This is a genomic window from Pseudoalteromonas ardens, assembly GCF_030125445.1.
Classification (GTDB): Bacteria; Pseudomonadota; Gammaproteobacteria; order Enterobacterales; family Alteromonadaceae; genus Pseudoalteromonas; species Pseudoalteromonas ardens.
Genome location: NZ_JASJUV010000003.1, coordinates 391983 through 405633 on the forward strand (window position 1 = coordinate 391983; position 13651 = coordinate 405633).

The 13651-nt window shown below is 49.8% G+C and carries 16 protein-coding genes; 3 read left to right on the forward strand and 13 right to left on the reverse strand.

What is annotated here, in order from left to right; genetic code table 11:
• Positions 1 to 9: 9 nt before the first annotated feature.
• The 7 genes from QNM19_RS12360 to QNM19_RS12390 form a co-directional block, all read right to left on the reverse strand.
• The gene (locus tag QNM19_RS12360) at positions 10 to 1848 is read right to left on the reverse strand and encodes a DUF885 domain-containing protein (protein ID WP_058797249.1); all 1839 of its coding nucleotides are present in this window, start codon (positions 1846 to 1848) and stop codon (positions 10 to 12) included.
• A gap of 130 nt (positions 1849 to 1978) precedes the next feature.
• Complete coding sequence (gene hemW, locus QNM19_RS12365; RefSeq protein ID WP_049865016.1) at positions 1979 to 3115, reverse strand: radical SAM family heme chaperone HemW; 1137 nt, start codon at positions 3113 to 3115, stop codon at positions 1979 to 1981.
• Positions 3112 to 3705 (reverse strand): RdgB/HAM1 family non-canonical purine NTP pyrophosphatase, encoded by a 594-nt coding sequence (rdgB, locus tag QNM19_RS12370; RefSeq protein WP_049865015.1) that lies wholly within the window; start codon positions 3703 to 3705, stop codon positions 3112 to 3114. The genes hemW and rdgB overlap by 4 nt, the downstream gene beginning before the upstream one ends.
• A 1-nt stretch (position 3706) precedes the next feature.
• On the reverse strand, positions 3707 to 4153 hold the full coding sequence (locus QNM19_RS12375) for a DUF4426 domain-containing protein (RefSeq protein ID WP_049865014.1): 447 nt from the start codon (positions 4151 to 4153) through the stop codon (positions 3707 to 3709).
• A gap of 18 nt (positions 4154 to 4171) precedes the next feature.
• On the reverse strand, positions 4172 to 4705 hold the full coding sequence (locus QNM19_RS12380) for a YggT family protein (RefSeq protein WP_010383089.1): 534 nt from the start codon (positions 4703 to 4705) through the stop codon (positions 4172 to 4174).
• 10 nt (positions 4706 to 4715) lie between these two features.
• Complete coding sequence (gene proC / locus QNM19_RS12385) at positions 4716 to 5537, reverse strand: pyrroline-5-carboxylate reductase (RefSeq protein WP_284026755.1); 822 nt, start codon at positions 5535 to 5537, stop codon at positions 4716 to 4718.
• A gap of 15 nt (positions 5538 to 5552) precedes the next feature.
• The gene (locus QNM19_RS12390) at positions 5553 to 6236 is read right to left on the reverse strand and encodes a YggS family pyridoxal phosphate-dependent enzyme (protein WP_049863821.1); all 684 of its coding nucleotides are present in this window, start codon (positions 6234 to 6236) and stop codon (positions 5553 to 5555) included.
• Positions 6237 to 6265: 29 nt separating this feature from the next.
• Here QNM19_RS12390 and QNM19_RS12395 point away from each other — a divergent pair, with 29 nt between their 5' ends.
• The 3 genes from QNM19_RS12395 to QNM19_RS12405 are packed head-to-tail and all read left to right on the forward strand — an operon-like array spanning position 6266 to position 9368.
• Complete coding sequence (locus QNM19_RS12395) at positions 6266 to 7312, forward strand: type IV pilus twitching motility protein PilT (RefSeq protein WP_010383085.1); 1047 nt, start codon at positions 6266 to 6268, stop codon at positions 7310 to 7312.
• 15 nt (positions 7313 to 7327) lie between these two features.
• Positions 7328 to 8452, forward strand: a complete 1125-nt coding sequence (locus QNM19_RS12400) for a PilT/PilU family type 4a pilus ATPase (protein ID WP_049863822.1) — start codon at positions 7328 to 7330, stop codon at positions 8450 to 8452.
• Entirely contained in the window at positions 8424 to 9368 is a 945-nt protein-coding gene (locus QNM19_RS12405; RefSeq protein WP_284026756.1) for a hypothetical protein, read from the forward strand. Before QNM19_RS12400 ends, QNM19_RS12405 begins: the two co-directional genes overlap by 29 nt.
• Here QNM19_RS12405 and ruvX read toward each other — a convergent pair.
• The 6 genes from ruvX to QNM19_RS12435 form a co-directional block, all read right to left on the reverse strand.
• Positions 9331 to 9777 carry a Holliday junction resolvase RuvX gene (gene ruvX / locus QNM19_RS12410; RefSeq protein WP_010383082.1) on the reverse strand — a complete coding sequence of 149 codons (447 nt, stop codon included), beginning with the start codon at positions 9775 to 9777 and terminating at the stop codon, positions 9331 to 9333. The two genes, QNM19_RS12405 and ruvX, sit on opposite strands and share 38 nt — an antisense overlap.
• Before the next feature lie 75 nt (positions 9778 to 9852).
• On the reverse strand, positions 9853 to 10410 hold the full coding sequence (locus QNM19_RS12415; RefSeq protein ID WP_049863823.1) for a YqgE/AlgH family protein: 558 nt from the start codon (positions 10408 to 10410) through the stop codon (positions 9853 to 9855).
• 18 nt (positions 10411 to 10428) lie between these two features.
• Positions 10429 to 11388, reverse strand: coding sequence for a glutathione synthase (gshB, locus tag QNM19_RS12420; RefSeq protein WP_049863824.1), 960 nt, complete (start codon positions 11386 to 11388; stop codon positions 10429 to 10431).
• A gap of 75 nt (positions 11389 to 11463) precedes the next feature.
• Entirely contained in the window at positions 11464 to 12198 is a 735-nt protein-coding gene (gene rsmE, locus QNM19_RS12425) for a 16S rRNA (uracil(1498)-N(3))-methyltransferase (RefSeq protein ID WP_049863825.1), read from the reverse strand.
• Between the two features lie 63 nt (positions 12199 to 12261).
• Complete coding sequence (locus QNM19_RS12430; RefSeq protein WP_049863826.1) at positions 12262 to 12744, reverse strand: hypothetical protein; 483 nt, start codon at positions 12742 to 12744, stop codon at positions 12262 to 12264.
• A 12-nt stretch (positions 12745 to 12756) separates the two neighbouring features.
• Complete coding sequence (locus QNM19_RS12435; RefSeq protein ID WP_010383075.1) at positions 12757 to 13650, reverse strand: DUF350 domain-containing protein; 894 nt, start codon at positions 13648 to 13650, stop codon at positions 12757 to 12759.
• Position 13651: the final 1 nt, after the last annotated feature.

The window sequence follows — 13651 nt, forward strand, 5'->3', positions numbered from 1 at the left end:
CGGAACAGGTTACGCTTTTTTGCTGGCAACCCACTCGTTGACGAACTGCTCCAGTACGTTCAGAGGTACCGGGCCGTTTTTCAGTACTACGTCGTGGAACTGACGGATATCAAACTTATCGCCCAGCTCTTTTCTCGCCGCTTCACGTAGTTCAACAATTCTCAGCATACCAATCTTATAGGCCGTTGCCTGAGATGGGATCACGATGTGACGTTCTACCATTTTAACCGCGTCTGATTTCGCGTTTGGCGTGTTGTTCACGTAGTAATCAATCCCTTCCTGGCGAGTCCACTTCATTGCGTGGATACCTGTGTCTACCACTAGGCGGCAGGCACGCCATAGTTCCATGGCCAGTCGACCGAAGTCAGAATACGGGTCTTCATACAGGCCCATTTCTTTTGGTACCAGCTCAGAGTATAGTCCCCAGCCTTCAGTGTAAGCCGTGTAGCGACCGAACTTACGGAACTTAGGCATGTTCTCCAGCTCCATCGCAATGGCGATTTGCATGTGGTGACCAGGTACACCTTCGTGGTAAGCCAGGGCTTCCATCTGATAGGTTGGCATGGCTTCCATGTCATACAAGTTCGCGTAGTAGATACCCGGGCGTGAACCATCCGGAGAAGGCTGCTGATAGAAAGCTTTACCCGCTGATTTTTCACGGAAGGCTTCAACGCGTTTAACGATCATGTCAGCTTTAGGCTTCACGATGAATAGCTCGTCCAGGCGATCTTTCATGTTGTCGATCATCGCCGTGGCGTCAGCCAGGTATTTGGCTTTCCCTTCTTCGCTATTTGGCAGATAGAACTGCTTGTCGGTGCGCATGAATTCCATAAAGGCTTTCAGATCGCCCTTAAAGCCAACTTTTTCTTTGATTTCACGCATTTCATCATGGATACGTGCAACCTCAGACAAGCCGATTTTGTGGATCTCAGCGGCAGTTAAGTCTGTGGTAGTAGTACGTGCCAGTGCGTTGTTGAAGTACTTTTCACCATCAGGGAACTTCCAGGCACCGTCACGGGTGTCAGCGCGCTTTTCAAGTTGCTGCAGGTAACTGATCAGTTTGCTGTAAGCTGGCTTCACGGCTGCTTTCAGTGCGTCAGTTGCTTCAGCGATCAGCGCTTGCTTTTCGTTGTCTGCAATTTCCAGCTTTTCTACTTTGCGTTTAAAGTCAGCCAGTAAGGTAGAGTCTTCACCGTCAACAAACGGGGCACCCTTAATGATGTTTTTGCTTGAATCTATAACATGTGGGAATACAAACTTAGGTGCGATGATCCCTTTGTCAGCGCGAACTTCAAGGTTTACGATCAATTGCTCAAAGACAGCTGGAATGCCGTTCAGACGTGAAATATACGCTTTGGCGTCTTTTACGTCTGTGATCTGGTGCTGGTTGATCAAAAATGCTGGCAGCATCGAGTGCGTACCATACATCTGGTTAACCGGGTAGCTATGGAAACGCCATTGGAAGTCGGCGATTTCATTTTCAAGGTTTTGCTTGAACAGGTCGTAGCTGACCTGAGTTTGGCCATCCAATTTGCTGCGGTCAATGGCTTGCAGGGCAACCAGATCTTTTTTCGTTAGCTCAAGATCTTCGAGCCGACGTGCTTCTGAGTCATCGTCCCATTTGTCATAGTCTTGTTTGATGCCCAGGTAAGTTTGATAAACCGGGCTGCGCATTACGCTGCGCATAAAAACTTCATCAAAAAAGGCATTGGCCTTTTCGACTTCGCTTTGAACGACTTGTTGTGTTGTTGCCGCTTTAGCGGTGTTGGTTGGTTGCTCTGCTGTTTGCTGACAACCGGATAGAAGCGCTGCTGCCACGGCTGCGGCAAGGAGTGTCATTTTACGCATGGGTTACCTTTTTTATTTTATTCCATTGGACTCGGTGTTGGTGCAATGTTACCAACAAAACTGTATCGCGATAGATGTCTTTTATCTACAGGGCGAATTCACCTGTTCAATCTTATCCTATGAGCAGGTATCAGACGAACAATTCTAGCAGGTCATTCAGATATCTGTGGCCCTTAATTGTTACCAACCATGAATCTCCCTGGTCAATCAATAACTCTTGTTCAATTGCCCGGTTAATCGCAGGCTCAATATCGCTGAGTGCTAAGCCGGTATAATCGCAAAAATCCTGTTTAGCACAGGGGACATGCAAGCGAAAACAATTCATAAAGAACTCAAATGGCCGATCGGATGGCTCCACCTGCCAGCTGTCGTATAAATACGACTTACTGAGATCCATATAGCCACGAGGGTGCTTAACTTTTACGGTACGCAGTATCTGGCTGCTATCGGGTTGAGTGATTTTGCCATGTGCGCCACAGCCAATCCCCAGATAGTCGCCGAATTGCCAGTAATTCAGGTTATGCTTACACTGATAACCTGCTTTAGCATAGCCTGAGATTTCGTATTGCTGATAGCCATGTTTGGCCAACAAGGCTTGTCCTTGCTCCTGGATATCCCACAAAATTTCATCCTGGGGCAGCTTCGGCGGCTTAGACGCAAATTGTGTGTTTGGCTCAATCGTGAGCTGATACCAGGATAAATGCGGAGGGTTGAGGTCAATGACTTGCTGCAGGTCGCTCAATGCGTCAGCAACGGACTGATTTGGCAAGCCGTGCATCAGATCCATGTTGAAGCTGTTAAGGCCCGCGTCGTGCGCTTCTAAGGCGGCGTGGCGGGCTTCCTGCTCACCATGAATGCGCCCCAGTGCTTTGAGCTTATCCGCCTGCAGGCTTTGCACGCCGATGGAGATACGGTTGATGCCGGCTGCAACATAGTGTTTAAAGCGGTCGGTCTCCACCGTCCCGGGGTTGGCTTCAAGTGTGATCTCTATGTCATCACTAAAGCCAATCAGCGCTTCAATCTCGCCCAATAGGTGTGTGTAAGCTTCACCACTGAGCAGGCTGGGCGTGCCCCCGCCAATAAAAATACTATGCAGCGTACGCCCCTGTACAAGGTGCAGATCGGCACGTAAGTCTGCGAGCAGATGCTGGACATATTCCTGCTCAGGGATCTCGCCTTTCTGCCCATGACTGTTAAAGTCGCAGTAAGGGCATTTTTGCACGCACCACGGAACGTGAATGTATAAACTTAACGGAGGGAGATTCACAGTTGGCCTTCAAAGTGTGCCAGTAGCTGCTGCAATGCCTGACCGCGATGGCTGAGGGCATTTTTCTGCGCTTTGCTCAGCTGTGCGGATGTGCACTGAGTAGCTTCAACCCAGAATATGGGGTCGTAGCCAAAGCCTTGTAAACCTTGTTGATCTTCAGTGATGCGACCTTCCCAGCTAGCCTGGCAAATGACCGGGGTAGGATCATCGGCATGGCGCATATAGACGAGTACGCACCAGAAACGAGCGGTGCGCAGTGTTTCGCCGCTCATTGCTGCAAGCAGTTTGTCGATGTTATCCTGATCGTTGGCATCCGCACCGGCATAACGGGCAGAATACACACCCGGTGCCCCTTGCAGGGCGTCGACTTCCAGACCCGAGTCATCCGCAATGGCGGGTAATCCTGTGACTTTAGCGGCGTGACGCGCTTTGATGATGGCATTTTCTACAAAAGTAGTGCCCGTTTCTGCTACTTCGCTCACATTGAACTGGCTTTGTGGCAGGATTTCGATATTCAGGTCTTTGAGCATGCTGCCAAGTTCGGCTACTTTGCCCTGATTGCCGGTGGCAAGAACAATTTGTCTGGTCATATTAATCTACATAAAACTTTTGCTGAAATTTAAGCACGTGTCGGGTGTTCCCCTGACGGATCGTGACTTCAAAGCGATAGGTGTCTTCATGGTCGACATCCATCTGCGCCAGATAATAAACCGCGTCACCTTCCACCACTTCTTTGAAAGTTAAAGAGGTTTTGTTGCCGATCAGGTTGCGCGCCTGGCCCGTTAAGGTAGCGCGTTGTGCGGTGTTGTTGGCATCATTAGCCAGCACAGAAATGTTTATAATGGCCTTGCTGTTGCTACGGGTTAAACCGTAAGCACTGGCAATGTTAGGCTGAATAAAGGTTGACGGAAAGGCGATGTAATGGACCTGCCAGTCACCCAGTTGTTTATATTGCCCGCCTTGTTCATTGTTGGCATGCGCTGGTTGTGCAACAAGCAGCATGGCCAGTATTGAAATCAGGGTTAATAAGGTTTTCATTGTGACGACTCCGAGTGCTTAACGTAGCAGATCCATCATTAAGATCTGTAAGAACTGCATACCAATCAGAACGACCAGGATCGACAAATCCAGACCACCCAGTGGCGGAATAATTTTACGAACTGGGCGCAACATAGGTTCAGTGAGCTGATCAAAGACCGCGGCGATTGGGTTGTAGCCTTGGGCCACCCAGCTGAGGATAGCGCGGATAATTAACACCCAGAACACCAGAGAAAAAGCTTCTTTAGCGACAGTTAACGCACCGTCAATTGCCGCTCCCATTGGATCCCAGTAACCGCCCAGCATGAGCATCAGCACGGATACTTTGGCAAAACCAACCAACAGCGCCACGACCAAAGACGCCAGATCCAAACCGCCCAATCCGGGAATAAGCTTACGCAGTGGATTCACGGCAAATGATGTTGCTTTAATCACGGCCTGGCTCAACGGGTTATAAAAATCTGCTTTGACCAATTGCAGCCAAAAACGCAACAGTACGACCATCAAAAACAGGTCAAAAATAATCCCTACCAAAAAATGCATGGCGTTCATTGTATGTCCTCTAGATTTGTTGTTCCATTTCCTCTGCCCGCGCAATGCAGGCATCCATGGCATCGGCCACGGTTTGCGGTAACTGGTTTGCTTTTAAATGTTCAACGGCTGCGTGTGTGGTGCCACCTTTGGAGGTGACGTTAGCACGCAACTGCGCAATACTGATGTCTTGCTGAGACAAGGCCATTTCTGCGGCACCGAGTGCGGTTTGTTGCACCAGTGCACGTGCCTGCTCTGGTGAAAAGCCCAGTGCAATGGCTTTTTCTTCAATGGCTTCCATAAACAGGAAAAAATAGGCTGGCGAGGAGCCTGTTACGGCAATGACATCATTGATTTGTGATTCTTGCTCCAGCCAGATGGCGATGCCTGTTGATGAAAAAACCTGTTCGATATAGGTTTTTTCCTCATCACTGATATCTGCGGCAAACAGACCCGAGACACCACGCCCCAGTAAGGACGGCGTATTAGGCATACAACGCACCAGTTTGACGTCTTCTGCCAGCATTTCGCGCAGGCGTTTAACGGTGATCCCTGCTGCAACAGAAACAAATAGCTTGTTGCTTAGATCTAATCCGGCATCAACAAAAGTCTGGCATAGCTCGGCCATCATTTGTGGCTTCACAGATAACACCACAACATCGGCTTCCTCAACCGCTTTGAGATTATCCTGTTCGGTACGCACCCCAAAATCGGCATGGGCCTTAGCCAGCTTCTCAGCGTTGCGATTGGTTGCAATGATACTCTGTGGGGCAAATCCGTTTTTGATCATGCCACCTATGATGGCATAGCTCATATTACCTGTGCCGATAAATGCAATCGTTTTATTAGCCATTAGGAGTGTGTCACCTTATTGTCGTTTGCCAAAAATATCCGTGCCGATACGCACCATGGTTGCGCCGCCCTGAATGGCCATTTCCAGATCGCCACTCATACCCATCGACAAGGTATCCAGCTGTTGATATTGAGCCTTTAGTTTATCAAAGCAAGCCTTCATTTGGCGAAAATATTGCAGTTGCTGTTGTGTGTCATCGGTTTGCGCTGTAATTGTCATCAACCCGCGCAGTTCCAGCTGGCGTGCGCCATCAATATAGGCGGCGAGCTCGTCCAGTTCATTCAGCGCGCATCCGGATTTTTGTTCGTCGTTACTGATGTTCACCTGGATCAGCACTTTGAGCGGCATCAGATTGGTGGGCCTTTGTTCATTCAGGCGACGCGCAATCTTCAGGCGGTCGACACTTTGCACCCAGGAGAAATGTTCGGCAATCTGGCGCGACTTATTAGATTGAATGGGACCGATAAAATGCCATTCAATGTCTTTTTGCTGCTGAAAATGACGGACTTTATCGACGGCTTCCTGAACATAGGATTCACCAAATAAGCGCTGGCCTGACGCATAGGCTTGTTCAATAAGTTCGATAGGTTTGGTTTTCGATACGGCCAGTAATGCGACCTCGTGGTCTGTGGCACACTTTTGCTGTGCTTTTGCTATGCGATCATAGGCGTTGTTCAGCCGTTCTGCTATTGTAACCATATTATTATTTGCTCGTTGTGGAGTCTGAGATGGATATTACTGAATTATTGGCCTTTAGTGTGCAACACAAAGCATCGGATTTACACCTTTCATCGGGAGTTTCACCGATGATCCGGGTTGATGGCGATGTGCGCCGGGTAAACATTCCTGCACTGGAAGCGAAGGACGTTAACAGCCTCGTTTACGATATTATGAATGATAACCAGCGTAAGGACTATGAGCAAAATCTTGAGGTAGATTTCTCATTTGAAGTGCCTAACCTGGCACGTTTTCGTGTCAATGCATTTAACGCCAGTCGTGGTCCGGCGGCGGTGTTCAGGACCATTCCCAGTTCAGTGCTGACGCTGGAAGATCTGGGCGCGCCGGAGATTTTCCGCAAAATTTCTGATTGTCCGCGTGGTTTAGTGCTGGTCACAGGCCCAACCGGGTCGGGTAAATCTACGACGCTGGCAGCCATGGTGGATTACATCAACAGTAACAAGCATCACCACATTCTGACCATTGAAGACCCCATTGAATTTGTTCACGACAATAAATTAAGCCTGATCAACCAACGTGAGGTGCATCGTGACACACACAGTTTCAATGCCGCGCTGCGCAGTGCGCTGCGTGAAGACCCGGATGTCATTCTGGTTGGTGAATTACGTGATTTGGAAACTATCCGACTGGCGATGACGGCTGCCGAAACCGGTCACTTGGTGTTTGGTACTTTGCACACCACCTCTGCGCCTAAAACCATTGACCGTATTATTGACGTTTTCCCGGGTGAGGAAAAAGACATGGTACGTTCTATGTTATCTGAGTCCCTGCAAGCCGTTATTTCACAAACGCTGGTGAAAAAAGTGGGCGGTGGTCGGGTTGCTGCACATGAGATCATGATGGGGATCCCGGCTATTCGTAACCTCATTCGCGAAGATAAAATTGCGCAAATGTACTCGTCTATACAAACCGGCGCGATGCACGGCATGCAGACCATGGACCAGTGTCTGACTAATCTGGTGAACCGTGGCCTGATCACCAATCAGGATGCCCAGGCGAAAGCCCATGATAAGAGCCAGTTTGGCACCACTTATTAATCCCGGGAGGTTATGATGGAGCTTGTACATTATCTGCAAACGATGAAAGACAAAGGTGCATCGGATTTGTTTGTATCTGCCGGTTTGCCCGTGAGTGCCAAAATCGACGGTGAGCTGCGTGCACTGGATGATGACCAATTGGATGCTGAGGCGGCATTGGCCATGGTCGAATCAGCCATGAGCGAGAAACAAAAACAGCAGTTTCATGGTGAGAAAGAGTGTAACTTTGCGGTGGCCAATGAGATAGGCCGTTTCCGGGTCTCGGCTTTTTGGCAACGCGACTGCGCCGGTATGGTGATCCGGCGTATTGTCACGGATATCCCAGAGGTGACTGACTTAGGTCTGCCGTCGGTGCTGACTGATGTGATCATGTCTAAGCGTGGTCTGGTGTTATTTGTTGGTGGGACCGGCACCGGTAAGTCGACTTCTCTGGCAGCCTTACTGGGCTATCGTAATCGTAATCAACGCGGTCATATACTGACCATCGAAGATCCGATTGAGTTTGTGCATCAACATCGCAAGAGCATCATTACTCAGCGTGAAGTCGGGCTAGATACCGAGAGCTTTGAGTCGGCACTGAAAAGCTCACTGCGTCAGGCGCCGGATGTGATCCTGATTGGTGAGATCCGCTCTCGTGAGACCATGGAATATGCATTAAGTTTTGCTGAAACCGGCCATCTGTGTGTTGCAACGTTACACGCCAATAATGCCAACCAGGCCATCGACCGTATCATGCACCTGGTACCTAAAGAGAAGCACGACAAGCTGAAATACGATCTGGCGTTAAACCTCAGAGCCATTGTCGCGCAACAGCTGGTGCCATCGGCCAAAGGGGAAGGGCGTGTGGCGGCCATTGAGGTGTTGCTCAATTCACCTATGGTGGCTGAGCTGATTAAGAAAGGTGACATTGGCTCAATTAAAGAGACCATGTCGAAGTCGAAGGAAATGGGGATGCAAACCTTTGACCAGGCGCTGTTCGAATTGTATAAGCAGCAAAGGATCAACTACGCGGATGCCCTGCATCATGCTGATTCACCGAATGACCTTCGTCTGATGATTAAACTGCAAAACAATGAGCAAAAAGGAGCGGGCTTCTTGCAAGGGGTGACCGTTGACGGCCTGGACGATAAAAAACGCTGATTGGGCCAAATATGGGGCCGCATTGGCCCTGTGTTGCTTAATCGCCTTATCCCCGGCAACGGCGAATGAGCTTGTTGCTGATCGATCTGCCGACCACAATGTGGTTGATATGTATATCCGCGATGACGTGTATGCCGATTATTTGCGCTTTTTGAATGGTCGTGCCCCACTCGAAGTGTCGCAGTTTTCGGGTGACTATGTACGCAGAGACGTCGTTGACATGGTATTGGTGCAACAGGCGTTGGCATTGGGCGGATTCAAAAAGTCATTCACCTACCGGCCGGGTAACGTCAGCTTTCGCCATTCGAATTTGCTGGAGCAGGGCAAGCTGCTGCTCAGCTTTGACAGTTACTGGCTGGATGATGCGAAGGCGAAAGCGGATAAACTGTTTATCAGTGATGCGGTGATCCGCCGGGGGGAATATTTTGCCGGGATTTTTTATGCTCCCGAGAACCTGGCAGTGGCACGGATCACCCAGTTAAATGAATTGCGTGAGTTGAGTGCCGTTTCCACCAGTCGCTGGCGAACTGACTGGCAAACCTTGAACAACCTGGGTCTTAAGCATTTGATGAATGAGCCTGTCTGGGCGTCACAAGCACAAATGGTTAATCGGCAATGGGTTGACTTTATGTTGATGCCGTTAATGCCAAGCCTGAATAATGAGTTCAGACTGGATGATATTCTGTTGGTGGCCCACCCCAATTTAGTGGTGCAGTTTGATGGTAGCCGCCACTTTGTGGTGTCGCGGCTTCATCCTGACGGAGAGCGTGCGTTTAAGGCGCTGCAAAGTGGCTTAAAGCAACTCAGGTCTCAAGGTCGGATCCGTCAGGCCTATCAGCAGGCTGGATTCATTCCTGATCTGCAACGCTATCGGGTACTTAACCCCATTGTGCCTCAAAAAAGCTCTCCAGAATGATAATGGCTGACATGCCATCAATCTTGTCTTTGGCAAGTGAGCGATAACCCCCTTGTTCAAACAGCCGGGCTTTGGCATCTGCCGTGGTCAGGCGCTCATCCTGAGTCTCGACAGGTAAGCGAAACTGGTTGTGCAGCCGGTTGGCAAACTTTTTAGCGCGGAAGGTCAGATCCTGATTCGTGCCATCCATATTTAATGGCAGACCAACAACTAGCAGATCGGGTTTCCACTGTTCGATATACGGGGCGATATCCTGCCAGTCGGGAATACCGTCTCGGGCTTTGACGGCCCCCAGACTGCTGGCGGTGCCTGTTATCTCCTGACCGACGGCCAGGCCGATGCTCCGGGTACCAAAATCAAAGCCTATGACCGTACGCTGGCCGGGTGCTGTTTTATCGTTATTACTCATGGTGTATTCTCAAGTGCACACAGACTGCCGCCAACAGGTGTAAAGGCGACAGGCTGTTAACTAGGGTGGTCTGGCTCAGGCGTGTCCCGCCTCGGTGCTCAGTTGCCCGGCATCGATACCGAGCATTTCGACTGCTTTTTCCCAGCGTTTTTCTGGGGGCGTATTAAAAATAATGGTCGGATCCGCTTCAATGATCAGCCAGGAGTTTTCCAGGATCTCTTTTTCCAGCTGCCCCTGTTCCCACCCTGAATAGCCCAGAGTAATGATAAAGGCATCCGGACAGTTATGTGAGGTCAGCGAGGCCAGTACATCTTTGGAAGTGGTGATCATCATGTCTGAGCTAAGTTCACGGCTGGACGCATAACCGGGCTTGGGCGTGTGTAACACAAAGCCACGGTCAGTATGTACTGGTCCACCGGCAAACACAGACTGGCTTGCTGCGTTACTGGATTTATCGTTATCAATTTCTATCTGATCAAGCAGTTCACCCACAGTCACGTTAATGGGGTGATTGACGACCAGGCCCATTGCGCCTTCTTCGTTGTGCTCACAAATATAGGTGACTGTGTGCTTAAAGAAGGGATCTTGCAAATTTGGCATAGCGACCAAAAAATGATTTGCGAGTGATTGCATAGCGAGACCCCCTTTTAATTATCCTTTAGTATGGTCGAGTTTTGCTGCAATGGCATCAAAAAACTTATCCATAATCGAAATATCATACGCCGCTTCAATTTCTTTCACACAGGTTGGCGCAGTGACATTAATCTCGGTGAGCTTGTCTCCGATGATGTCCAGACCGACAAAAATCAGCCCTTTTTCTTTCAGGACAGGGGCAACCGCTTCTGCAATTTTTCGGTCGCTATCACTGATTGGGCGTGCTTCACCACGACCGCCTGCAGCCAGGTTACCACGCGTTTCGCCCCCTTGCGGGATGCGGGCCAGACAGTAGGGCATGACCTCACCGTCGACCACCAGGACGCGTTTGTCGCCATCTTTAATGGCTGGCACGTAATTTTGCGCCATCGCAAAGCGGCTGCCATGTTCGGTGAGGGTTTCACAGATCACGCCTATGTTCGGATCATCCTGACGTACCCGGAAAATGGATGCACCACCCATGCCATCCAGCGGCTTAAGAATGATATCTCCGTGTTTAGTCAAAAATTCACGGATCTGAGACGCAGAGCGCGTTACTAAGGTATCTGGCGTATGCTCGCTGAACCAGGCGGTAAACAGCTTTTCATTGGCGTCGCGCAGGCTTTGCGGCTTGTTGATCACCAATGTACCGGCTTGCTCAGCACGCTCTAATATGTACGTCGCGTAAATATATTCGGTATCGAACGGAGGATCTTTACGCATTAAAATCACGTCCAGATCGCTCAGTGCGATATCATCTTTGTCTGCCAATTCATACCAGTGCTGTTCATCGTCAAACACGGTGGCCTTAGCGGCGGTTGCCCGGGCTTCACCCTGATACAAATACAGATCCTGCATTTCCATGTAGTAAAGCTCATAACCACGTGCCTGCGCTGCCAGCATCATGGCGAAGCCAGTATCTTTTTTGATATTAAAGCCACTGATTGGATCTGAGATGATCCCGAGTTTCGCTGCCATTGGGGTTACCTTATGTAAAGTTAATCAATTCAACTGCTAAGTGTCTGATTAGGATATAAGGGCGAAACTAATTTTTTAAAGGGCCAGATCGCCGAACTCAAGCTGCAATGCGCTGAGTACGGTCAGCGCAGCGGTTTCTGTCCGCAGTACGCGTGGGCCGAGACGGATATCAATGAAACCTTGCTGTGCCGTGGCGGCCATTTCTTCGTCGGTAAAGCCGCCTTCGGGGCCAACCAGGAAACGAATGCCATGCTCAGGGGCTGGCAGGGTTTTTATCGAGTGTTCAGCTCTGGGGTGCAGTGTCAGCTTTAAAGCGTCACTTGTCTGTGCCAGCCAGTCATCAATTGAAACCGGCGGGTGTATGGTGGTAATGGTGTTTCGGCCAGACTGCTCTGCGGCAGCAATGGCGATTTTCTGCCATTGTTGGTGTTTTTTGGCCAGTCGCTCACCACTGAGTTTAACACCACAGCGGGTGGTGAATAAGGGGGTGATCTCAGTGATCCCCAGTTCCACTGACTTCTGAATGGTAAAATCCATCTTGTCACCGCGTGAAATGCCCTGGCCGAGGTGAATAGACAGGGGAGACTCAACTTGCTTATCAAGGAATTGCTCAGGCATGACCCGAACTTTCTTTTTACTGACTTCGCAGATGGTCGCCAGATATTCACCGCCCTGACCATTGAACAAGCTGAGTTTGTCACCTTCACCCATACGCAGTACACGGGCAACGTGCCCGGCGGCATCATCGCCAAGGTCAATCGCTTCGCCAATAACAAGGTCGGAAGGCTGGTAAATATGAGGTATGCGCATGGTGGACTATTCCGCTGTTAAATAGCCGTAATGGTAAGGGGTTATGTACAGTGAGTCCAGCACCTATTCGGCTTTGTCCGTGTGATGTTGGGCGAAGTCGAGGACGGAATCCTGAGTCGTTGCAGAGACCGTTGAGTGGCAGGTCAGGTGGTTGTTGTTAAAGGGGTCGCGAAGTGGGTGATAGACGTATCCCCGGTCGCTTTGCTCGACCGTGATGCGCTGGCGGTGGAGCGAGTTAAAGATAAAGCGCTGAGTCTCGTCGGCCAGATGATAGTCGAGTGCGTAAATTAACACCCCTTTCACTTTGTGATGCTCATGCAGATAAGACGCCAGTTCAGACACGCTGATTTCATTCGCAAAGTCACAGTAGCAATAGTCTTTGACTTGCTCCTGAAACATCATTTTCAGCATTTGCTTGGTGTTGTCACCGGCAATCAGCAGCTCACTGGGCGCCTCAGGGTGCTGCGCCTTGAGGTGTGCAGCAAACTCTCTGCTGAATTCCCAGTTGCTGTCGACCAGCAAGAAGTTTTCTAGGTTTAAATGCACTAACAAGCCTGGTTACATTGAGAACATGTTAATAAGTAAATAGCCTATTGCGCAGAAAACAGCAAACTCCAGACAGGCAATACCGATATTATCCTGATGGTCAACTTCCAGCCCAATGTCCACTCTGGGCAACGCCAGCTGTAGTAATAAATGGCTGATACCGTATAGCAATAGCCACATTACGCCACAATGCATGACAATCACAAAGAGGTTTTCTACCACTTTGGCACCATGATAAGGGGCACTGTGCAGACCTGCATAAATGGCCAATGCCAGGCCAATGCTCTTACCTGCGTAGCGGATCCCAATCGAGGTGTTAGCCAGGTTGAAATTTTGCTGTAAGGATGCACCCTGATTGTAACGTGCAAAACGCCATTCACGGATTTTACTGTCCAGCGCGCACATTAACTGCACCACCAAGAAGCTGAGGGTGACCACCAGCAAGTTGCCAAAGCCCTGAGGGTGGATCCAATGATACAGCCCGAGCACCAAAATGGTGTTGCCGACCAGCATGCCGGAGTCGACCACCGCAGCACAGACATTCTGTTTCAGGATTGCCTGTTCCTCGTTGAAGCGATGGAGGATCCACTTGCGATGAATATGTTGGCCAAAATAAATAAACACCAGGATTAGTAGCAGAATAATGCCGCTGCGCAGTGATTCGGCCTGTAACACCATCATGCCGGTGTCATTGAAAACGTAAGCACAGCAGATCACCAGCACGGCCAGGTGTGTGGCATAGCTGATCCCCAATGCAAAATTGTCTCGTTTGGCCAGTTCATCTTCCAGCATTTGTCTGGCGCTGAACTGCACGTACAAACGCAGCGCAATGGTGAACAGGCAAATCACGATAAAACTGACTAAGATGGCGAAAAAGTTGATATTGGCTAAAGACAAATAACTCATG